Source organism: Pseudaquabacterium inlustre (assembly GCF_038066595.1).
GTDB lineage: Bacteria > Pseudomonadota > Gammaproteobacteria > Burkholderiales > Burkholderiaceae_C > Pseudaquabacterium > Pseudaquabacterium inlustre.
In genome coordinates this window covers 64,603-84,840 of sequence record NZ_JBBUTH010000011.1, presented here as the reverse complement: position 1 = coordinate 84,840, position 20,238 = coordinate 64,603, and the positions used below count along the sequence as shown (strand labels likewise).

Genomic DNA, 20,238 nt, shown 5'->3' with positions numbered 1-20,238 from the left:
GCACGTTTGAAAGCGGTTTCAGAATCGGTTGAAACGCGAGGCGGGACTTCTCAGCGCGGCAGTGTGTCGCAGGCCAGGGCCTCGGGCCAGCGCGCGGCGCCGGCCTCGATGCGGATGTCGGCCACGGTGGCGGTGAACGTGCCCTCGGTGGCCAGGTGGAAGGGCAGGCTCACGCGGCCCAGGTCCAGCCCGCGCGCGGCCAGGCAGGCCAGCGGCAGCACCACGCGCAGGCGCTCGCCCACCGGCTGGCGGCGCAGCCAGGGCGCCAGGTCCACGTCGGCACCGCAATCGCTGCCGCAGCGCATGCCCAGGCGCACCGGCGCGGCGGGCGGCTCGGTCACGCGCAGCGCGAACACCAGCGCCGCCTCGGGGTACACGCCCAGCGCCATCGGCTGCGGCGCCCAGGCCAGGAAGGCGGCCGGGCCGCGCCAGCGCAGCTCGCGCGCATCGTGCTGGGTGAGCAGCTGCGTGGTGCGCGCGGTCAGCAGCGGCTCGGCATCGGCCGGGCGGGCGGGGTCGCGCAGTTGCTGCACGGCATTCGGGTCGTCGGCCAGCGCCATCGGCCGCGTGCGCTGCAGCGCCGGCACCAGGCCCATCAGCTCCAGCCCGTGGCGGCCCTGGGCCTGGCCGGCGCGGAAGATCGGCAGCACCTGGCTGGCGCCGCAGCCGCCGCTGGGCACGGGCGCATCCAGCATCGGCACATCGCCCGGCTGGCCGTAGCGCAGGCCGTGGCCCAGCGCAAACAGCGGCTGCTGGCCGTCGCCAACGTTCAGCGGCGTCTGGCAGGCGCTGCGCGGCCAGCTGAAAGGCAGGCGGCCGCCGGGTGGGTGGGCGATGCCGCCCTGGGCGTCGCGCAGCAGCACATCGACGATGCCGCCGCCCTCGGTGCCGGGCAGCCAGGCGGCGACGAAGGCGTCGCTGAGGTTGATCAGGTCGTTCACGTACAGCGGCCGGCCCGACAGCAGCACCGTCACCACCGGCTTGCCGCGCCCGGCCACGGCCTGCAGCGCGGCCAGGTCTTCGGGATGGCGCGTGGCATGGTGCAGCGTGCCGCTGGGCGGGATGTCGCCGTTGCCTTCGGCATAAGGCTGCTCGCCCACCACCGCGATCACCGCGTCGTAGGCGGCCGGGTCCACACCGCGGCCATCGGCGCTGTGCAGCACGCGCTCTGTGCCCAGCGCCTCGCGCAGCGCGCCCAGCACACTCTGGCCGTTGGGAAAGTCGGCCGCGGTGTTGCCGGTGCCCTGCCAGGTGAGTGACCAGCCGCCGGCCTGCATCGCCACGCTGTCGGCGCCACGCCCCACCACCAGCACGCGCTGGCCGCGCGCCAGCGGCAGCACCTGCGCCTTGTTCTTCAGCAGCACCAGCGATTGCCGCACCGCGCGCCGCGCCAGATCGCGGTGCACCAGGGCCTGGGCATCGCCGTCATGCCGGCCGGCGCCGGGTGGGCGCTCGAACACACCCGCGCGCAGCTTCACACGCAGGATCCGGCGCACCGCGTCGTCGATGCGCGCCATGGGAATCTCGCCGGCTTGCACCTGGGCGATGGTGTTGGCGATGAAGCTTGGCCAGTCCTCCGGCACCATCACCAGGTCAATGCCGGCGTTGATGGCCTGGGCGCAGCGGTCATCCTGGCAGCCACGCACCTGGCCGATGCCGTTCCAGTCCGACACCACCAGGCCGTCGAAGCCCATGCGCTGCTTCAACAACTGGGTCAGCAGCGCATGGCTGCCATGCACCTTGCCGAAGTCGGTGCCCGGCGTGCCATCGGCCCCATCCGGCAGCTGCCAGCTGTGGAACGAGGCCATCACGGTCTGCACGCCAGCGTCCAGGGCCGACTCGTGCCCCGCGGCGTGGATGCGCTGCAGCTCGGCCGCGCTGGCGCGGTTCAGGCCCTGGTCGGCGCCCTCGTGCGTGCCGCCGTCGCCCAGGTAGTGTTTGGCATTGGCGATCACCGTGTCGTCGCGCTGGCGCAGATCGGCCGGCGTGTCGCCCTGGTAGCCGCGCACGGCGGCGGCGCCCAGGCGGCGCACGATGGCCGGATCTTCGGAGAAGCTTTCATAGGTGCGGCCCCAGCGGTCGTCCTGCGCCACGGCCAGCGTGGGCGCGAACACCCAGCGAATGCCGGTCGCCCGCACCTGCTGCGCGGTGGCGCGGGCGATGTCGTGCACCAGCTGTTCGTCCCCTGCCGCGCCCTGGCCGATGTGGTGCGGGAACAGCGTGGCGCCGAACACGTTGCCATGGCCGTGCACGGCATCGGTGCCCCACACCACCGGCACCGGATCGGGCAGGCCGGTGGCCATCGATGCATCGTGATAGGCGCGCGCCAGCGCCAGCCAGTCGCCCACCGCCGCATGCTTGGCATCGCCCGGCCAGGCGCCGCCGCCGTTGAGCACCGAGCCGATGGCGTACTGCCGCACCTGGGCCGGCGTGACATGGCGGATGTCGGGCTGGGTCATCTGCCCGACCTTCTGCGCCAGCGTCATGCTGGCCAGGATGCGTTCGATGCGCGCCTCGTCGGCCTGCTGCTGCGGCGTGACGGGCGAGAACGGGCTCAGCGGCCGCGCCCACGGCGCCTCGGGCAGGGCCGGGCCGGTGGCGAGTGCGGCAGGCGCCACTGGCTGCGCCAGGCCCGAAGCGGCGCAGGCCAGCACCACCCCCAGCACGGCCAGCGTGCGGGCGGCGGATGGCAAACGCTGCGGTCGCGTCATCGGCAGATCAGGCGGGCCGGGCCGCTCACATCTTGTAGTTCACGCCGAACAGCACCTGGCGGCCCCAGGTGGTGTAGCGCTCGGGCAGCGTGGCGCCGGCGGTGGCGCTGCCGCTGTCGATGCCCTTGCGGGTGCGGTAGGGCTCGTTGGTCAGGTTGTTCACCTGCAGCAGCAGCGACAAGCCCTTGTACGGCCCCTGCTCGAAGGCATAGCCCAGCTGGATGTCGACCTGCTGCTCGGGCTCGATGCGGCTGGTCACGCCATCCAGGAACACGCCGCGCGTGGTGGTGACGAAGGCCGAGCGGTAGCGCTGCGACACGCGCGCCGAGAAGCCGTCGCGCTCGTAGTAGGCGCCCAGGCTGTTGACGCGGCCCGACAGGCCGTCGAGCGGCTTGCTCACGTCATTGCCCTCGTGCAGGTTGCTGCGCGTGTCGGCATAGCTGGCGGTGAAGCCGATGCCGTCCAGCGCCTTGCTCCACACGCCCAGATCCACCGACGCCGCCAGCTCGAAGCCCGCCACCATGCCGCCCTGGCCGTTGGCCGGCGCGTTGATGACGCCGATGTTGCTGATCGGCGTGTTGGCGGTGGGGTTGGGGATGCCGCTGAAGTCGTAGACGATGTCCTTGTTGTAGATGAAGCTGCGCAGCTTCTTGTAGAAGGTGGCGGCCGACACATAGCTGCGCTTGCCGATGTACTGCTCGAAGGCCAGGTCCAGCGAGTCGGCGCGCCAGGGCTCCAGCTTGGCATTGCCGCCGCTGCCGCTCCACAGGAAGGTGGTGTTGCTGACGCCCACGCCGGTGATGCCGGCGCGCATGTCCTCCATGCGCGGGCGGGCCACGGTGCGCGCCAGGCCGGAGCGCAGGTAGCGGTTGCCGCTCAGCTCGGCCACCAGGTTCAGGCTGGGCAGGATGTCGGTGTAGCTGGTGCCGCCTGCCACCGGCACGGCCGTGGCGCCGGTCCACATGAAGCCGTTGGAATGCTGCGAGGCATGCACCACCTGCAGGCCCAGGTTGCCGCGCACCGGCACGCTCATCACCGTGGTGTCCAGGCCCAGGCGGCCGTACAGCGTGGTGACGTCCTCCTTCACGTCGTAGTGGCGGGCCGACACCTGATCGAGTGCCGTGGGGCTGCTGTCGTAGTAGCGGCCGATGCTGGGCATGATGTCGTAGGACAGCGTGCCGCCGGGCATGCCGGCAAAACCCAGGTCGGTGGCCGGGCGCAGCAGGTCGCTGCCCACGGCCACGGGCGTGCGGCCGTTCTTGAGGTTCAGGTTGACCTCGGTCTTGTTCACGTCCTTGGTGCGCTGGGTGTAGTTCAGCCCGGTCTCGACCGTGCTCAGCAGCCCGGCCAGGCCGCCCAGGTCACGCTTGGCCGACAGTCGCAGCGACTTCACCTCGTCGGTGACATGCGGGTACTTGATCAGGCCGTCGTGGCCCCAGCCCGCCGGGTCGCTCAGCAGCATCTGCGTGGGGCTGCTGTAGTTCAGCGCCGGGGTGATCTGCGACACGCCGCTGCCGGTGGCAACGTCGATGGTCAGGCTGCTGGGCGTGGCGGGGCCGGCGTACACCTCCAGGATCTGCTCGTTGCGCTTGGCGCGCGAGTAGCTGAGGTCGGCCACGGCCGTCCAGCCGGCGGCCTTGACCTCGGTGTTCCAGCCGATGGCGGCGATGGTGTCGTCGCGCGTGTTGTAGTCGTTGCGCACCACGGGCTTCAGGTTGCCCACCACGGCGTGGGTGAGGATGGGATCGCCGTTGACCGTGGTGACGCGCGCATCGCTCACCGTGGGCTCGGTGGCGTCGTTCCAGGTCGGGCCCAGGTTGGTCATGATGCCGCGCATGGTGCGGCGCTGGTCGAACTTGGAGTAGTACAGGTCCAGCGTGCTGTGCAGGTCCTTGTGGGGCTTGTACTCGAACACGCCCATCAGGCCGGTGCGCTTTTGCGTGCTGGCCGTGGCCAGGGCCTCGAAGCCGTTGAGCGTGATGGCGCCGGCCGGCGCGCCGGCCACCGGGCGGCCCCAGTTGCCGGTGTTGGCCCACCACCAGCTCTTGTAGGCCCTTTCCTGGCCGGGCAGATCGAGGTGCGCCAGGCCGAGGGCCACGCCCACGGTGTTGTTGGCGAACTGGTCGATGTAGCTCACCGAGAAGCGCTTGCCGTTGGCGCTGGCGCCGTCGGTCACCTGGCCGTTGCCGTTGTGCTCACCACGCAGGTTGAAGGCCAGCTGCCGGCCGCGGAAGTCCAGCGGGCGCACGGTGCGCATGTCGGCCGTGCCCGACAGGCCGGCGGCCACCACGGCGGCGTCGGGCGTCTTGTAGACCACCACACTGCCCAGCAGCTCGCTGGGGAACTGGTCGAACTCGGCAGCGCGGTTGTCGCTGGTGCTGACGATCTCGCGGCCGTTGAGCAGCGTGCCGGCGTAGTTGCCCGACAGGCCGCGGATCTGGATGGCCTGGGCGCGGCCGTCCACGCGCTGCGCGGCCAGGCCGGGCAGGCGCGCCAGCGACTCGGCGATGCTGATGTCGGGCAGCTTGCCGATGTCCTCGGCCGACACCGCCTCGACGATGCTGTCGCTGTTGCGCTTGGTGGCCAGCGAGCTCTCGATGCCGCGGCGGATGCCGGTGATGACCACCGTGTTGTCGCTGCTGGCGGCCTGGGCCAGCGCCTGCAGCGGCGCGGCGGCGATCAGGGCCAGCAGCGCGCCGCAGGCGGCGGCCACGGGGTGCAGGGCGGGTGCGCGCGGCGCAGGCGCAGCGGTGCGGCGGGGGGTCATGGGCTGTCTCCTCGGGTCGGTGGGCGTGATCCGGACGGGCCGGGCGCACGGTGGGTGTCTGGGCACCCTCGGTGCGTGTCGAACGAAACATTAACGTCGGCATTAATTTATTAACACCTTGTTAACCCTTGGTGTGGTGCCGCCGGCACAGCGGGCCGGCGCTACAGTCCGGACGCATGAACCTGCTGCTGGCCGAAGACGACGCCCTGCTGGCCGATGCCCTGTCGGCCGAGCTGCGCACCGCCGGCTTCGCGGTGGAGCACGCGCCCAACGGCGCGGTGGCCGAGTACCTGCTGCTCAAGCACGGCTTCGACCTGGTGGTGCTGGACCTGGGCCTGCCGATGGTGGACGGGCTCACCGTGCTCAAGCGCGTGCGCGCGGCCGGCCGAACGATGCCGGTGCTGGTGCTCACCGCGCTAGACAGCCTGGACGACCGCGTGGCCACGCTGAACGCCGGCGCCGACGACTACCTGACCAAGCCCTTCGACTTTCCGGAGCTGGAGGCGCGTCTGCACGCGCTGCTGCGGCGCAGCCGCGCCGGTGCGGGCGGCGCCACGGCCGGCGCGGCGGGCGGCCCGGGCGCGGCCACCACGCTGGGCCGGCTGGTGTTCGACCGCGACACCCGCCGCGCCACGGTGCGCGGTGAGCCGCTGGAGCTAAGCCCGCGCGAATGGCAGCTGCTGGACCTGCTGCTCGGCCAGCGCGACCGCGTCGTCACCAAGGACCAGATCGGCCAGGCCTGGGCGCTGGACGGCGGCGAGGCCGTGGCCGGCGGCTCGATCGAGGTCTACATCCACCGCCTGCGGCGCAAGCTGGAACAGTCGGGCCTGGTGATCCGCACCGTGCGCGGCCTGGGCTACCTGCTCGAACTGGAAGCGTGAGCCCCCCGTCCACAGGCAGTGCCCGCTCGCTGCACCGCCAGCTGCTGCTGTGGCTGCTGCTGCCGCAGGGCGTGCTGTGGATCGCCGCGGCCATCTTCACCTACCAGCTGGCGCAGCGTTACGCCAACGAGGCCATCGACGCCAGCCTGCTGCAGGCCAGCCGGGCGCTGGCGCGGCAGGTCAAGCCGATCTCCAGCGGCCTGTACATCGACTTCCCGCGCTCGGCCCAGGACATCCTGGAGAGCGACCCCACCGACCGCGTGCTCTACACCGTCAGCATGCCGCCGGGCCAGCTGATCCTGGGGCACCGCCACCTGCCGGCCCCGCCGCCGGCCGTGGCGCAGGCGCCGGTGCTGGGCGAGCCGCACTTCTACGACAGCCAGCTGCGCGAACCGCAGGCCGACGGCCGGCCCGGCGGGCCGGAGCCGGTGCGCGTGGTGGCGCTGTACCTGCGCCTGGCCGACGAGGGCGCCACCAGCGGCACGATGCTGGTGCAGGTGGCCCGCTCGCGCGCCAACCGCGAGCTGCTGGCGCGGCGCATCGTGCTGGACACCGCGCTGCCGCTGTCGGGGGTGATGGTGCTGATGACGCTGATCGTGTGGGCCGGCATCCGCGCCGGCCTGCAGCCGCTGGCCCTGCTGCAGCGCCAGGTGGAGGGGCGCGCCGCCAACTCGCTGGCGCCGATCCGCCTGGACGCCGCGCCGCCCGAGGTGCGCGCGCTGGCCCAGGCCATCAACACCCTGCTGGGCGAGGTGGGCCAGCAGGTGCAGGTGCAAAAGCGCTTCATCAGCGACGCCGCGCACCAGCTGCGCACGCCGCTGGCCGGCCTGAAGAGCCAGACCGAGCTGGCGCTGCGCGAGGCCGGCGCCGATGCCGCGCTGCGCGCGCGCCTGCAGCGCGTGCACGAGAGCGCCACGCGCAGCGCCCACCTGGTGGCGCAGCTGCTGACGCTGGCCCGTGCCGAGCCCGAATCGGCGCGCCAGCAGCCACGCAGCCGCGTGGACCTGCAGCGCCTGGCCCAGGAGGTGACGGCCGAGCTGGTGCCGCGGGCGCTGGCCGCCGGCGTGGACCTGGGCTTCGAGGCCCCCGACGCGGCGCCCGAGGACGCGCCCGGCAGCCCGGCCACCGCCGGCGCGCCGCCGGCCGTGGTGAACGGCATCGCGCTGCTGCTGCGCGAGGCGCTGGTGAACCTGGTCGACAACGCCACGCACTACGCCGGCCGCGGCGCGGCGGCCACGGTGCGCGTGCGCCGCGACGGCGCCAGCGTGCTGCTGGAGGTGGAGGACAACGGCCCCGGCCTGCCCGAGGCCGACCGCGAGCGCGTGTTCGAGCGCTTCGTGCGCGCCACGCACGACGGCGCCGGCTGCGGCCTGGGTCTGGCCATCGTGCGCGAGATCGTGCAGCGCCACGACGGCCGCGTGCAGCTGCTGCCGGCCCGCCCGCACGGCCTGCTGGCGCGGGTGACGCTGCCGGCGGCCGAGGGTTAGTCCCGCCCGGCGACTGTTAATTTTTCTTTAATACTCCGCGGCCACCCTTGCCACGGAGACCACCGCATGCCCGCCGCCCTGCCCCTGCCCTGCCGCCGGCAACGCCTGGCGCTGACCGCCCTGGCGCTGGCCATGCCGCTGCTGGCGCCCACCGCCGCCCAGGCCGGCGAGATCGAGGTGCTGCACTGGTGGACCAGCGGTGGCGAGGCCAAGGCCGCCCAGGCGCTGAAGGCCTCGCTGCAGGCCAAGGGCCACCAGTGGAAGGACTTCGCCGTGGCCGGCGGCGGCGGCGACGCCGCGATGACCGTGCTGAAGAGCCGCGTGGTCTCGGGCAACGCCCCGGCCGCCGCGCAGATCAAGGGCCCCTCGCTGCAGGACTGGGCGCGCGAGGGCGTGCTGGCCCCGGTGGACGATGTGGCCAAGGCCGAGCAATGGGATGCGCTGCTGCCCAAGGCGGTGAGCGACATCATGAAGTACAAGGGCAGCTACATCGCCGTGCCGGTCAACGTGCACCGCGTGAACTGGCTGTGGGCCAACACCGAGGTGCTGAAGAAGGCCGGCGCCAAGCTGCCCGGCACCTGGGACGAGTTCTTCACCGCCGCCGAGGCGCTGAAGAAGGCCGGCGTCGTGCCGCTGGCCCACGGCGGCCAGCCCTGGCAGGACTTCACCACCTTCGAGGCCGTGGCCCTGGGCGTGGGCGGGGCCGAGTTCTACCGCAAGGCCCTGGTGCAGCTGGACCCGGCGGCGCTGAAGGGCCCGACGATGGACAAGGTGCTGGCCACCTTCAAGCGCCTGAAGCCCTACACCGACAAGAACGCGGCCGGCCGCGACTGGAACCTGGCCACCGCCATGGTCATCAAGGGCGAGGCCGGCATGCAGATCATGGGCGACTGGGCCAAGGGCGAGTTCGTCGCCGCCGGCAAGCAGCCGGGCAAGGACTTCGCCTGCGCCCCGGCGCCCGACACGGCCAAGGCCTTCACCTTCAACGTCGACTCGTTCGCGATGTTCAAGCTGAAGAACGAGGCCGGCGTGAAGGCGCAGAAGGACCTCGCCTCGGCCATCCTGTCGCCGGCCTTCCAGGAGACCTTCAGCCTGAACAAGGGCTCGATCCCGGTGCGGCTGAACCTGCCGATGGACAAGTTCGACGCCTGCGCCAGGCAGAGCAGCGCCGACTTCGTGGCCACCGCCAAGGCCGGCACGCTGGTGCCCAGCATCGCCCACGGCATGGCCGTGCCAGCGGCGGCCGAGGGCGCCATCAAGGACGTGGTGAGCCAGTTCTGGAACACCGACGCGATGACGCCGGCGCAGGCCATGGACCGCCTGGTGGCCGCCGCCAAGGCGCGCTGAGCCGCCCCCGGTCCGGCGCGCGTGGCCGCCCCCGCCCTGCCCCACGCCGGCTGGCTGCCGCGGCTGGTGGTGGCGCCGTCGTTCGCGGTGTCGCTGCTGTTCATCTACGGCCTGATGGCCTGGAACGGCTGGCTGTCGCTGAGCGAATCGCGCCTGCTGCCCAACTACGAGTGGGCCGGCCTGGCCCAGTACGAGGCGCTGTGGGAGAGCGAGCGCTGGGGCGTGGCGCTGCGCAACCTGGCCGTGTTCGGCGGCCTGTTCGTCGGCGGCAGCATGGCGCTGGGCCTGCTGCTGGCCATCGCGCTGGACCAGAAGCTGCGCGCCGAGGGCGTGCTGCGCACGGTCTTCCTGTACCCGATGGCGCTGAGCTTCATCGTCACCGGCACGGCCTGGAAGTGGATGCTCAACCCCGGCCTGGGGCTGGAACACCTGATGCACCAGTGGGGCTTCAGCGGCTTCAGCTTCGACTGGCTGGTGCAGCCCGAGCGGGCCCTCTACTGCGTGGCCATCGCCGGCATCTGGCAGAGCGCGGGCTTCGTGATGGCGCTGTTCCTGGCGGGGCTGCGCGGCATCGACGACGCCATCCTGCGCGCCGCCCAGGTCGACGGCGCCAGCCTGCCACGCATCTACTGGCGCATCGTCATCCCCAGCCTGCGGCCGGTGGTGTTCAGCACGCTGATGGTGGTCAGCCACCTGGCGATCAAGAGCTTCGACCTGGTGATGGCGCTGACCGGCGGCGGCCCCGGCTATGCCACCGATGTGCCGGCCACCTTCATGTACACCATGGCCTTCACGCGCGGGCAGATCGGCCTGGGCGCGGCCAGCGCGATGGTGATGCTGGCCACCGTGGCGGCCATCGTGGTGCCCTTCCTGTACAGCGAGCTGCGGGGGCCGCGGCGATGAGCGGCGGCGGCAGCAGCGGCGAACGCCCGCCCGTCACCCTGGCACGGGTGGCGCTGTGGTGCGGCCTGGGCGTGGCGGCGCTGTTCTTCCTGGCGCCGCTGGTGGTGATGCTGCTCACCTCGCTGAAAAGCCCCGACGAGCTGCGCAGCGGCACGCTGCTGAGCCTGCCGGCCGCGCCCACGCTGGCGGCCTGGGCCAAGGCCTGGGGCACGGCCTGCACCGGGGCCGACTGCAGCGGCCTGCGCCCCTACTTCCTGAACTCGGTGGCCATGGTGGTGCCGGCGGTGGCCCTGTCCACCGCCATCGGCGCGGTCAACGGCTATGTGCTGTCCAAGTGGCGCTTTCCGGGCAGCGAGACGCTGTTCGCGCTGATGCTGTTCGGCGTGTTCATGCCCATGCAGGTGGTGCTGCTGCCGATGAGCCAGGTGCTGGGCTGGCTGGGTTTGGCCAGCTCGCTGGGCGGCCTGGTGGCGGTGCACGTGATCGCCGGCATCCCCAGCACCACGCTGTTCTTCCGCAACTACTTCGTCGGCCTGCCCGACGAGCTGATCAAGGCCGCCACGCTGGACGGCGCCTCGTTCTGGCAGATCTTCCGGCGCGTGGTGCTGCCGCTGTCGGCGCCCATCGTCGTGGTCACGCTGATCTGGCAGTTCACCAACATCTGGAACGACTTCCTGTACGGCGTGGTGTTCTCGGGCGCCGACAGCAAGCCGGTCACCGTGGGCCTGAACAACCTGGCCAACACCAGCAGCACGGTGAAGGAATACAACGTGGACATGGCTGCCGCGCTGATCGCCGCGCTGCCCACGCTGGCCGTGTACCTGCTGGCCGGCCGCCACTTCGTGCGCGGGCTGACCGCCGGCGCCGTGAAAGGATGAGCGCCGCGATGGCTGCCGCACCGCATGCCCCCCACGCCCCCACCGCGGCCGCGCCGGCCAGCCCGCAGGCCGCGCTGGCCATCGAGGGCGTGCGCAAGACCTTCGGCGGCCACGAGATCCTGAAGGGCATCGACCTGGACGTGCCGCCCGGCGGCTTCCTGATCCTGGTGGGCCCCTCGGGCTGCGGCAAGAGCACGCTGCTCAACATCATTGCCGGGCTGGAGGCGCCCAGCGCCGGCACGCTGCGCCTGGGCGGGCGCGACATCACCCGCGCCCCGGCCAAGGACCGCGACATCGCCATGGTGTTCCAGAGCTATGCGCTCTACCCAAACATGAACGTGACCGACAACATCGCCTTCGCGCTGGAGATGCGCGGCGTGCCGCGCGCTGCGCGACAGGCCGCCGTGCAGCGCGTGGCCGAGATGCTGCAGATCGGCCACCTGCTGCAGCGCAAGCCGGGCCAGCTGTCGGGCGGCCAGCGCCAGCGCGTGGCCATGGGCCGGGCGCTGGCGCGCGAGCCGCGGCTGTTCCTGTTCGACGAGCCGCTCAGCAACCTGGACGCCAAGCTGCGCGTGGAGATGCGCGCCGAGATCAAGCTGCTGCACCAGCGCACGCGCACCACCACGGTCTATGTCACGCACGACCAGGTGGAGGCCATGACCCTGGGCGACCGCATCGCGGTGATGAAGGACGGCGCCGTGCAGCAGTGGGGCACGCCCGACGACATCTACGACCGGCCGGCCACGCGCTTCGTGGCCGAGTTCATCGGCTCGCCACCGATGAACCTGCTGGACGTGCAGACCGCAAGCGCCGCCGGCACGGTGCAGACCGCCGGCCTGGCCATGCCGCTGCCGCCGGCCACCCAGGCCGCACTGGCCGCCGGGTCCATGCAGGGCACGGCGCCCGGCAGCGCCTGGCACTACGGCCTGCGCCCCGAAGACCTGCAATTGCAAGCCCCCGACGGCCCCCAAGCCCTGCTGCGCGGCCAGGTGCTGATGCGCGAGCCCACCGGCCCCGAGACCTACCTGAAGATCAGCACGCCGCTGGGCGTGCTGACCGCGCGCGTGCCCGGCAAGGTGGCGGTGGCCGACGGCGAGGCCGTGGGCCTGGGCTGGCGGCCCGACCGGGTGCACCTGTTCGCGGCCGACGCGGCCGGCGCGCGCGTGGGCTGAACCCGCTCAGGCACCGTGCACGGTGGCCTCGGCCACCGGCTCGGGCCGCACGCGCAGCGCCCACATCACGCCGGCCACCAGCAGGGCCACGCCGGTCAGCGTCAGCGCATCGGGTGCGCGCCCGCGCAGCACGAAGGCATAGGCCAGCGCACTGAGCGTCTCGAACACGATCAGCTGGCCCACCAGCGTGGTGGGCAGGCGCTGGCTGGCCTCGTTCCAGCACAGCGTGCCGGCCCACGAGGCCAGCAGGCCGATGGCCAGCATCAGCCCGATGTACAGGCCCGGCCGCGGGCCGAAGGGCATGGCGAAGGCGCTGCCGCTGGCCGCGCTCCAGGCCCAGAACAGCGCGAAGCCCAGCGCCGCCAGCGGCAGCGTGGCCAGGCCCTGCGCCGTGGCCCAGGCGCGCGGCGAGCGGTCGGCATGGGCGCGCAGCCAGTCGGCATTGCGGATCGGGTACCAGGTCCAGCAGGCCACCGCGCCCACGGCCAGCGCGCCACCCAGCGCATAGGCACCGAAATCGGCCGCCGGGTCGGCGCGCAGGGCCTGCAACTCCACCTGGTTGACGCAGCCGATGCCGGTGGCGATGAGCCCCAGCGAGGGCAGCAGCTTCAGCCAGGGCAGGCGGCCGTCACGCGCCGCATCGCGCAGGTTGCTGGTGATGGCGATGACCACCGGCAGCGTGCCGATGATCATCGTGGGCAGCGGCCCGCCGGCGCGCTGGATGGCGCTGGCCAGGAACAGGTAGTACACGATGTTGCCCACCAGGCCCAGCTTGGCGGCCTCGATCCAGTCGGCGCGCGTCAGCTCGCGCATGCGGGCGCGGTCGATCCAGGCCAGCGGCATCGCGATCAGGCCGAAGGCGATGTAGCGCCCGAAGGACTGCATCGCCGCCGGGTAGTCGGGCAGCAGCTGCGGCCCGGCAAACACCAGGCCCCACATCAGGCCGGCGGCCAGCGCAAACAGGGTTCCGATCCACATGGGGCGCGAGGGTAACGCTTGCGCCGCGTCAAACACGGCGCCCCGCCGCAGACCGACGCTACGCGTTTGCACACCGGCGCGTCGCCGGGCAGGGAGTGGATCCATGGCCAGCAACCCCCGTCGTCCGTACGTCTACCGCTTCGGCAGCGCCCGCACCGAGGGCGATGCCTCGATGAAGAACCTGCTCGGCGGCAAGGGCGCCAACCTGGCCGAGATGTGCCGGCTGGGCATTCCGGTGCCCGGCGGCTTCACGATCAGCACCGAGGCCTGCACCGCCTACACCGAGCAGGGCCGCGAGGCCGTGCTGGCGCTGATACGCGGCGAGGTGCTCGAAGGCGTGGCCTTCGTCGAGCAGGAGATGGGCAAGCGCTTCGGCAACGCGGCCGACCCGTTGCTGCTGTCGGTGCGCTCGGGCGCGCGCGCATCGATGCCCGGCATGATGGACACCATCCTGAACCTGGGCCTGAACGACGAGGCCGTGCAGGGCCTGGCCGCGCGCAGCGGCAACCCGCGCTTCGCCTGGGACAGCTACCGCCGCTTCATCCAGATGTACGGCGACGTGGTGATGGGCCTGAAGCCCGCGCGCAAGGAGGACCACGACCCCTTCGAGGTGATCATCGACATGGTCAAGGAGAAGAAGGGCGTCACGCTGGACACCGAGCTCGATGCCGCCGATCTGCAGGAGCTGGTGGCGCGCTTCAAGGCGCTGATCCGCGCGCGCATCGGACACGACTTTCCCACTGACCCGTGGGAGCAGCTGTGGGGCGCCGTGGTGGCCGTGTTCGAGAGCTGGAACAACGAGCGCGCCCGCGTTTACCGTGAGCTCAACGACATTCCCGCCAGCTGGGGCACGGCGGTGAACGTGCAGGCCATGGTCTTCGGCAACCTGGGCGACAGCAGCGCCACCGGCGTGGCCTTCACGCGCGATGCCGGCACCGGCGAAGACCTGTTCAACGGCGAGTTCCTGGTCAACGCCCAGGGCGAGGACGTGGTGGCCGGCATCCGCACGCCGCAGCAGGTCACTTTGGAAGGCTCGCGCCGCTGGGCCGCGCTGGCCTGTGTCGACGAGGACACGCGGCGCGCCAGGTACCCGTCGCTGGAAGAGCTGATGCCGGATCTGTACCGCCAGCTGCTGCAGGCCGAGACCACGCTGGAGAACCACTTCAAGGACATGCAGGACCTGGAGTTCACGATCCAGCAGGGCCGGCTGTGGATGCTGCAGACGCGCAACGGCAAGCGCACCGGCGCGGCCATGGTGCGCATCGCCATCGAGATGCTGGACCAGGGCCTGATCGACGAGGCCACGGCGCTCAAGCGCGTGGACCCCGAGCGCCTGAACGAGCTGCTGCACCCGGTGTTCGACCGCCAGGCCCTGGCCGGCGCCCAGGTCATCGCGCGCGGCCTGCCCGCCTCGCCCGGCGCGGCCAGCGGGCAGATCGTGTTCTTCGCCGACGAGGCCGACGCGCTGGCCAGGCAGGGCCAGGCGGTGATCCTGGTGCGCCAGGAAACCTCGCCGGAGGATCTGCGCGGCATGAGCGTGGCGCAAGGCATCCTCACTGCGCGCGGCGGCATGACCAGCCACGCCGCCGTGGTGGCGCGCGGCATGGGCAAGTGCTGCGTGTCGGGCGCCGGCGCGGTGCGCGTGGACATGCACGCCCGCACCATGACCGTGGGCGACGCCACCTTCCACGAGGGCGACTGGCTGTCGCTGAACGGCTCCACCGGCGAGGTGTTTGCCGGCCGCCTGGCCACGCGCGAGGCCGAACTGTCGGGCGACTTCGGCCGCCTGATGGCGCTGGCCGATGCCCACAAGCGCCTGGAGGTGCGCACCAACGCCGACACGCCCGAAGAGGCGGCCATCGCCCGCCGTTTCGGCGCCACCGGCATCGGCCTGTGCCGCACCGAGCACATGTTCTTCGAGGGCCAGCGCATCGTGGCCATGCGCGAGATGATCCTGGCCGACAGCCGCGCCGGCCGCCAGGCCGCGCTGGCCAAGCTGCTGCCGATGCAGCGCAGCGACTTCGAGGGCCTGTTCCGCGAGATGAGCGGCCTGCCGGTCACGATCCGCCTGCTCGATCCGCCGCTGCACGAGTTCGTGCCGCACGACGAGGCCGGCCAGCGCGCGCTGGCACGCGAGACCGGCGTCAGCCTGGCGCGCATCCAGGCGCGCGTGGAAGCCTTGCACGAGGCCAACCCGATGATGGGCCACCGCGGCTGCCGGCTGGGCATCAGCCACCCCGAGATCACCGAGATGCAGGCGCGCGCGGTGTTCGAGGCGGCGCTCAACGCCCAGGCGCGCGGCATCGCCGTGCACCCCGAGATCATGGTGCCGCTGGTGGGCACGGTGCGCGAGTTCAACGCCCAGGCCGCGGTGATCCGCCGCACCGCCGAGGCCGTGTTCGCCGAGCGCGGCGCGCGCATCGCCTACCAGATCGGCACGATGATCGAGACGCCGCGCGCGGCCCTGGTGGCCGAGAGCATCGGCGCCCAGGCCGAGTTCTTCTCGTTCGGCACGAACGACCTGACGCAGATGACACTGGGCTTCAGCCGCGACGACGCCGGCCGCTTCCTGCCCACCTACCTGGCGCAGGGGATGTACGAGCACGACCCCTTCCGCAGCATCGACCAGAAGGGCGTGGGCCAGCTGGTGCAGATGGCCGTGGCCAAGGGCCGCAGCGTGCGCCCCGGCATCGCCACCGGCGTGTGCGGCGAGCATGGCGGCGACCCGGCCTCGGTGGCCTTCTTCCACCGCGCCGGGCTGGACTACGTGAGCTGCTCGCCCTTCCGCGTGCCGATCGCGCGGCTGGCGGCGGCGCAGGCGGCGCTGGGCTGAGGGCCGCCACCGGGGCGCAGGGCCGCCGTTCAGCCCCCGCAATCCGCCGTTCGGCGCATCGCCGGGTCGGCGCGGTTCGCTGCGGTACCGGCTGCCCCTAGCATCGCGCCCCAATGAAGTTGACCCGACGTCATTGGCTGGCCGATGCGCTGGCGCTGGGCACCCTGCCGGCGCTGGCCCCGGGCCTCACACAGGCCCAGGCCGCCCTTCCTGCCACCGGCGGCGCCACCCGCGCCACCCCCGGTGCGCAGGCCCTTCACACCCTGTTCGCGCGGCATTGGGACGAGACCGCGCGCCAGTCTCCCGAGTCGGCCACCTACCGCGGTGACCACCGCTTCAACGACCGCTGGGCCGATGTGTCGCCCGCGGCCGACGCCGCCCGCCAGGCCCGCAACGCCGCCTGGCTGGCCGAGGCCCGGGCCATCGCGCCCGAGGCGCTGAGCGCCACCGACCGCACGTCGCGGGCGATGTTCATCCACAACCTCGAGGCGCAGCAGCGCATCGCCGCCTTCGAGGGCTGGCGCACGCTGTCGCTGGGCGCGCTGTTCGGCCTGCAGCAGCTGCTGGCCTCGGTGCTGCAGCAGATGCCCATCGACACGCCCGAGCAGCGCGCGCAGCTGCTGGCGCGGCTGGCGGCCTGGCCGCAGCGCATGGCGCAGGAGATCGCCCGGCTGGAGCGCGGCATCGCGCTGGGCTGGGTGTCGCCGCGGCCGGTGCTGGAGCGTGTGCTGGCCCAGCTGGACCGCCAGATCGGCACGCCGCTGCGCCAGGGCCCGTTCTTCGAGCCCTTCTCGCGCCGCACGCCGGTGCTGTCGGAGGGCCAGGCCCAGGTCTTCCAGGCGGCCGGCGAGGTGGCCATCACCGCCCATGTGCTGCCGGCCATGCGCCGGCTGCGCGACTTCGTGGCCGGGCCCTACCTGGCCGCCGCGCCCGCCGCGGGCGGGCTGGCACGCCAGGCCGGCGGCGCGCCGGTGTATGCCGATCTGGTGCGCCAGGCCACCACCACCGCGCTGACACCGCAGCAGATCCACGACACCGGCCTGGCCGAGATGGCGCGGCTGCACGCGCAGTTCCGCCAACTGATGGCCCAGATGGACCTGAAGGGCAGCTTTGCCGAGGCCGTGGCGGCGCTGAACGCGCCGGACCAGTTCTTCGCCAGCCCCGAGGCCATGCTGGAGGGCTACCGCGCCGTGGCCAAGCGGCTGGACCCGGAGATGCCGCGCCTGTTTGCCGAGCTGCCGCGCACGCCCTACGGCATCCGCGCCATGCCCGATCACCTGGGCCCCGGTGCGGCCGACAACTACACCGGCCCGCCGGCCGATGGCAGCGGCCCCGGCTGGTACAACGCCAACGTGCTGGCCTTCGCCCGCCGGCCGCGCTGGGCCCTGCCCACGCTGGTGGCGCACGAGACCGTGCCCGGCCACCACCTGCAGGTGGCCCGCGCGCGTGAGCTGGACGGCCTGCCGGCCTTTCGCCGCCAGGGCGGCTACACCGCTTTCGTCGAGGGCTGGGGCCTGTATGCCGAGCGCCTGATGGACGAGACGGGCTTCTACACCACGCCGCAGCAGCGCTGGGGCTTTCTGCAGGCCCAGGCCTTCCGTGCCGCGCGCCTGGTGGTGGACACCGGCCTGCACGCCTTCGGCTGGAGCCGCGAGCAGGCCATCGCCTACATGGTGGACCACGTGGGCGAGAGCCCGGTGTTCATGACCGCCGAGGTCGACCGCTACCTGTCGCAGCCCGGCCAGGCCCTGGCCTACATGGTGGGCCAGCTGCACATCCTGGCGCTGCGCGACCAGGCGCGCCAGGCGCTGGGCGCTGGCTTCGACCTGCGCCGCTTCAACAACGCGGTGATCGACCAGGGCGCGCTGCCGCTGGACGTGCTGAGCACGCAGATCGCCGACTGGACCGCCGCCGAGCGCACCCGCCCGGCCGCCTGAACCCCGCCCGCCGCCGCGCCAGAAAAAGCGCCGCCGGCGCGACGAACGCGCAGCGGCGGCGAACTCCTGGAGACAGGCCGGCAGATGCCGGCCATGGGGGACAGGATCGAAGCGAGCCCAGCCGGCGCCGGGCCGCCCCAAGGCGGCTGGGCCAGCCCCCGTGGGGGGCGAGCCGCGGCGCGGCTGGGGGCTGACAGTCAGCGGACCTTGCCGGCCTTCCAGGCGTTCAGCAGGGTGTCGTAGGCGATGGTTTCACCCTTGGGCTTCTCGTTCGCCAGCTTGGCCCACGGCGCGCCCTTGTCGCTCAGCCACTTCTTGGCGTCTTCCTTCTTGTTCAGCTTGGGTGCGCACTTGGCCATGCCGGCACGCTCCAGGCGGCCCAGCACCTGGTCCATCTCCTCGGCCAGGTTGTCCATCGCGCCTTGCGGGGTCTTCTCGCCGGTCACGGCCTGGGCCACGTTCTTCCACCACAGCTGGGCCAGCTTCGGGTAGTCGGGCACGTTGGTGCCGGTGGGCGTCCAGGCCACGCGGGCCGGGCTGCGGTAGAACTCCACCAGGCCACCCAGCTTGGGCGCCATGTCGGTCATGGCCTTGCTCTGGATGTCCGACTCGCGGATCGGCGTCAGGCCGACGATGGTCTTCTTCAGGCTGGTGGTCTTGGCGGTGACGAACTGGGCGTACAGCCAGGCCGCGGCGGTCTTGTTGGCGTCATGGTCCTTGAAGAAGGTCCACGAGCCCACGTCCTGGTAGCCGTTCTGCATGCCCTGCTTCCAGTACGGGCCGTTGGGGCCGGGGGCCATGCGCCACTTCGGCGTGCCGTCGTCGTTGACCACCGGCAGGCCCTTCTTGGTCATGTCGGCGGTGAAGGCCGTGTACCAGAAAATCTGCTGCGCGATCTGGCCCTGGGCGGGCACCGGGCCGGCTTCGCCGAAGGTCATGCCGGTGGCTTCCTTCGGAGCGTACTTCTTCATCCAGTCGACGTACTTGGTCAGCGCGTAGACGGCGGCCGGCGAGTTGGTGGCACCGCCGCGCGAGACGCTGGCGCCCACCGGGGTGCACTTGTCGTCGGCCACGCGGATGCCCCACTCATCGACCGGCATGCCGTTCGGGATGCCCTTGTCGGCGGTGCCGGCCATCGACAGCCAGGCGTCGGTGAAGCGCCAGCCCAGGCTGGGGTCCTTCTTGCCGTAGTCCATGTGGCCGTAGATGGGCTTGCCGTCGATGTTCTTCACGTCGTTGGTGAAGAACTCGGCGATGTCCTCGTAGGCGCTCCAGTTCAGCGGCACGCCCAGGTCGTAGCCGTACTTGGCCTTGAACTTGTCCTTCAGGTCCTTGCGCGCGAACAGGTCGGCACGGAACCAGTACAGGTTGGCGAACTGCTGGTCGGGCAGCTGGTACAGCTTGCCATCGGGCGCGGTGGTGAAGCTGGTGCCGATGAAGTCCTTCAGGTCCAGGCCGGGGTTGGTGAACTCCTTGCCGGCGCCCGACATGTAGTCGGACAGGTTCATGATCTTGCCGTAGCGGTAGTGCGTGCCGATCAGGTCCGAATCCGAGATCCAGCCGTCGTAGATCGACTTGCCGCTCTGCATCGAGGTTTGCAGCTTCTCGACCACGTCGCCTTCCTGGATCAGGTCGTGCTTGACGGTGATGCCGGTGATCTCGGTGAAGGCCTTGGCCAGGGTCTTGGCCTCGTACTCGTGCGTGGTGATGGTCTCGGACACCACCGAGATCTCCTTCACGCCCTTGGCCTTGAGCTTGGCGGCGGCGTCGATGAACCACTTCATCTCGGCCAGCTGCTGGTCCTTGTTCAGCGTGCTGGGCTGGAACTCACTGTCGATCCACTTCTTGGCGGCGGCCTCGTCGGCCCAGGACGGGCTCACCACCGCCAGCATGGCGGCCAGGCCCAGCGCGGTGTAGCGCAGCTTCATGTCTCTCTCTCCTCTGTGGGTGTCAAACAAAAATGTCTCCCCGCGTTGCAGTGAAGGCTCACCACGGCCCCGGGGAGACGCCGGGCCGGATACGCCAGAACGCTGTTCAGCCCTTCTTCATCACCAGCGCCAGCACGGCCATGCTCAGCACGAAGCTGATCCACACGCTGGGCTCGTTCTCCAGCGAGAACATGGCAGCGAACTTGCCCGCCAGGCCCACGAAGGCCAGGTTGATGTAGGCGGCCGTGAGCAGGCCGATGAACAGACGGTCGCCGCGCGTGGTGGCGATGGGCAGGAAGCCCTTGCGCATCACCGTGGGCGACTTGACCTGCCACACCGTCATGCCGATCAGCATCAGCACGATGCAGCTGAAGAACACCGCGATCGGCGTCGTCCAAACCATCCAGTCGAACATC

At 71.6% G+C, this 20,238-nt stretch carries 13 protein-coding genes; 8 read left to right on the top strand and 5 right to left on the bottom strand.

Annotation, left to right across the window (positions count from 1 at the left end; all coding sequences use genetic code 11):
• Window positions 1–50: 50 nt before the first annotated feature.
• A complete protein-coding gene (locus AACH10_RS23190) occupies window positions 51–2,711 on the bottom strand; it encodes a glycoside hydrolase family 3 protein (RefSeq protein WP_341412923.1) in 2,661 nt (886 codons plus the stop codon).
• Window positions 2,712–2,736: 25 nt separating this feature from the next.
• Window positions 2,737–5,478, bottom strand: a complete 2,742-nt coding sequence (locus AACH10_RS23185) for a TonB-dependent receptor (RefSeq protein ID WP_341412922.1) — start codon at window positions 5,476–5,478, stop codon at window positions 2,737–2,739.
• A gap of 176 nt (window positions 5,479–5,654) precedes the next feature.
• Here AACH10_RS23185 and AACH10_RS23180 point away from each other — a divergent pair, with 176 nt between their 5' ends.
• From AACH10_RS23180 to AACH10_RS23155, 6 genes are all read left to right on the top strand, one after another.
• A complete protein-coding gene (locus tag AACH10_RS23180; RefSeq protein ID WP_341412921.1) occupies window positions 5,655–6,359 on the top strand; it encodes a response regulator transcription factor in 705 nt (234 codons plus the stop codon).
• Complete coding sequence (locus AACH10_RS23175) at window positions 6,356–7,846, top strand: sensor histidine kinase (protein ID WP_341412920.1); 1,491 nt, start codon at window positions 6,356–6,358, stop codon at window positions 7,844–7,846. The genes AACH10_RS23180 and AACH10_RS23175 overlap by 4 nt, the downstream gene beginning before the upstream one ends.
• A gap of 66 nt (window positions 7,847–7,912) precedes the next feature.
• Window positions 7,913–9,193: an ABC transporter substrate-binding protein gene (locus tag AACH10_RS23170; RefSeq protein ID WP_423228651.1), complete on the top strand. Its 1,281-nt coding sequence runs from the start codon at window positions 7,913–7,915 to the stop codon at window positions 9,191–9,193.
• 21 nt (window positions 9,194–9,214) lie between these two features.
• Window positions 9,215–10,096, top strand: a complete 882-nt coding sequence (locus tag AACH10_RS23165; protein WP_341412919.1) for a carbohydrate ABC transporter permease — start codon at window positions 9,215–9,217, stop codon at window positions 10,094–10,096.
• Window positions 10,093–10,974, top strand: a complete 882-nt coding sequence (locus AACH10_RS23160) for a carbohydrate ABC transporter permease (protein ID WP_341412918.1) — start codon at window positions 10,093–10,095, stop codon at window positions 10,972–10,974. The genes AACH10_RS23165 and AACH10_RS23160 overlap by 4 nt, the downstream gene beginning before the upstream one ends.
• An 8-nt stretch (window positions 10,975–10,982) precedes the next feature.
• On the top strand, window positions 10,983–12,146 hold the full coding sequence (locus tag AACH10_RS23155) for an ABC transporter ATP-binding protein (RefSeq protein ID WP_341412917.1): 1,164 nt from the start codon (window positions 10,983–10,985) through the stop codon (window positions 12,144–12,146).
• 6 nt (window positions 12,147–12,152) lie between these two features.
• On the opposite strand, the gene AACH10_RS23150 is transcribed toward AACH10_RS23155, so the two are convergent.
• Window positions 12,153–13,124, bottom strand: a complete 972-nt coding sequence (locus AACH10_RS23150) for a DMT family transporter (protein ID WP_341412916.1) — start codon at window positions 13,122–13,124, stop codon at window positions 12,153–12,155.
• A gap of 103 nt (window positions 13,125–13,227) precedes the next feature.
• Between AACH10_RS23150 and ppdK the strand changes: the two genes are divergently transcribed.
• Both ppdK and AACH10_RS23140 read left to right on the top strand, forming a co-directional pair.
• Window positions 13,228–15,957, top strand: a complete 2,730-nt coding sequence (gene ppdK / locus AACH10_RS23145) for a pyruvate, phosphate dikinase (protein WP_341412915.1) — start codon at window positions 13,228–13,230, stop codon at window positions 15,955–15,957.
• Window positions 15,958–16,070: 113 nt separating this feature from the next.
• Complete coding sequence (locus tag AACH10_RS23140; protein ID WP_341412914.1) at window positions 16,071–17,894, top strand: DUF885 domain-containing protein; 1,824 nt, start codon at window positions 16,071–16,073, stop codon at window positions 17,892–17,894.
• 197 nt (window positions 17,895–18,091) lie between these two features.
• Here the strand turns inward: AACH10_RS23140 and AACH10_RS23135 are convergent, their stop codons facing one another.
• The gene (locus AACH10_RS23135; RefSeq protein ID WP_341412913.1) at window positions 18,092–19,822 is read right to left on the bottom strand and encodes an ABC transporter substrate-binding protein; all 1,731 of its coding nucleotides are present in this window, start codon (window positions 19,820–19,822) and stop codon (window positions 18,092–18,094) included.
• A gap of 106 nt (window positions 19,823–19,928) precedes the next feature.
• Window positions 19,929–20,237, bottom strand: coding sequence for a DUF2160 domain-containing protein (locus AACH10_RS23130; RefSeq protein WP_341412912.1), 309 nt, complete (start codon window positions 20,235–20,237; stop codon window positions 19,929–19,931).
• Window position 20,238 lies beyond the last annotated feature (1 nt).

Excerpts from the sequence above, each read along its gene's own strand:
- AACH10_RS23190 (WP_341412923.1), bottom strand. The coding sequence starts at position 2,711 with ATGACGCGACCGCAGCGTTTGCCATCCGCCGCCCGCACGCTGGCCGTG.
- AACH10_RS23185 (WP_341412922.1), bottom strand. The coding sequence starts at position 5,478 with ATGACCCCCCGCCGCACCGCTGCGCCTGCGCCGCGCGCACCCGCCCTG.
- AACH10_RS23180 (WP_341412921.1), top strand. The coding sequence starts at position 5,655 with ATGAACCTGCTGCTGGCCGAAGACGACGCCCTGCTGGCCGATGCCCTG.
- AACH10_RS23170 (WP_423228651.1), top strand. The coding sequence starts at position 7,913 with ATGCCCGCCGCCCTGCCCCTGCCCTGCCGCCGGCAACGCCTGGCGCTG.
- AACH10_RS23160 (WP_341412918.1), top strand. The coding sequence starts at position 10,093 with ATGAGCGGCGGCGGCAGCAGCGGCGAACGCCCGCCCGTCACCCTGGCA.
- AACH10_RS23155 (WP_341412917.1), top strand. The coding sequence starts at position 10,983 with ATGGCTGCCGCACCGCATGCCCCCCACGCCCCCACCGCGGCCGCGCCG.
- AACH10_RS23150 (WP_341412916.1), bottom strand. The coding sequence starts at position 13,124 with ATGTGGATCGGAACCCTGTTTGCGCTGGCCGCCGGCCTGATGTGGGGC.
- ppdK (WP_341412915.1), top strand. The coding sequence starts at position 13,228 with ATGGCCAGCAACCCCCGTCGTCCGTACGTCTACCGCTTCGGCAGCGCC.
- AACH10_RS23140 (WP_341412914.1), top strand. The coding sequence starts at position 16,071 with ATGAAGTTGACCCGACGTCATTGGCTGGCCGATGCGCTGGCGCTGGGC.
- AACH10_RS23135 (WP_341412913.1), bottom strand. The coding sequence starts at position 19,822 with ATGAAGCTGCGCTACACCGCGCTGGGCCTGGCCGCCATGCTGGCGGTG.
- AACH10_RS23130 (WP_341412912.1), bottom strand. The coding sequence starts at position 20,237 with ATGTTCGACTGGATGGTTTGGACGACGCCGATCGCGGTGTTCTTCAGC.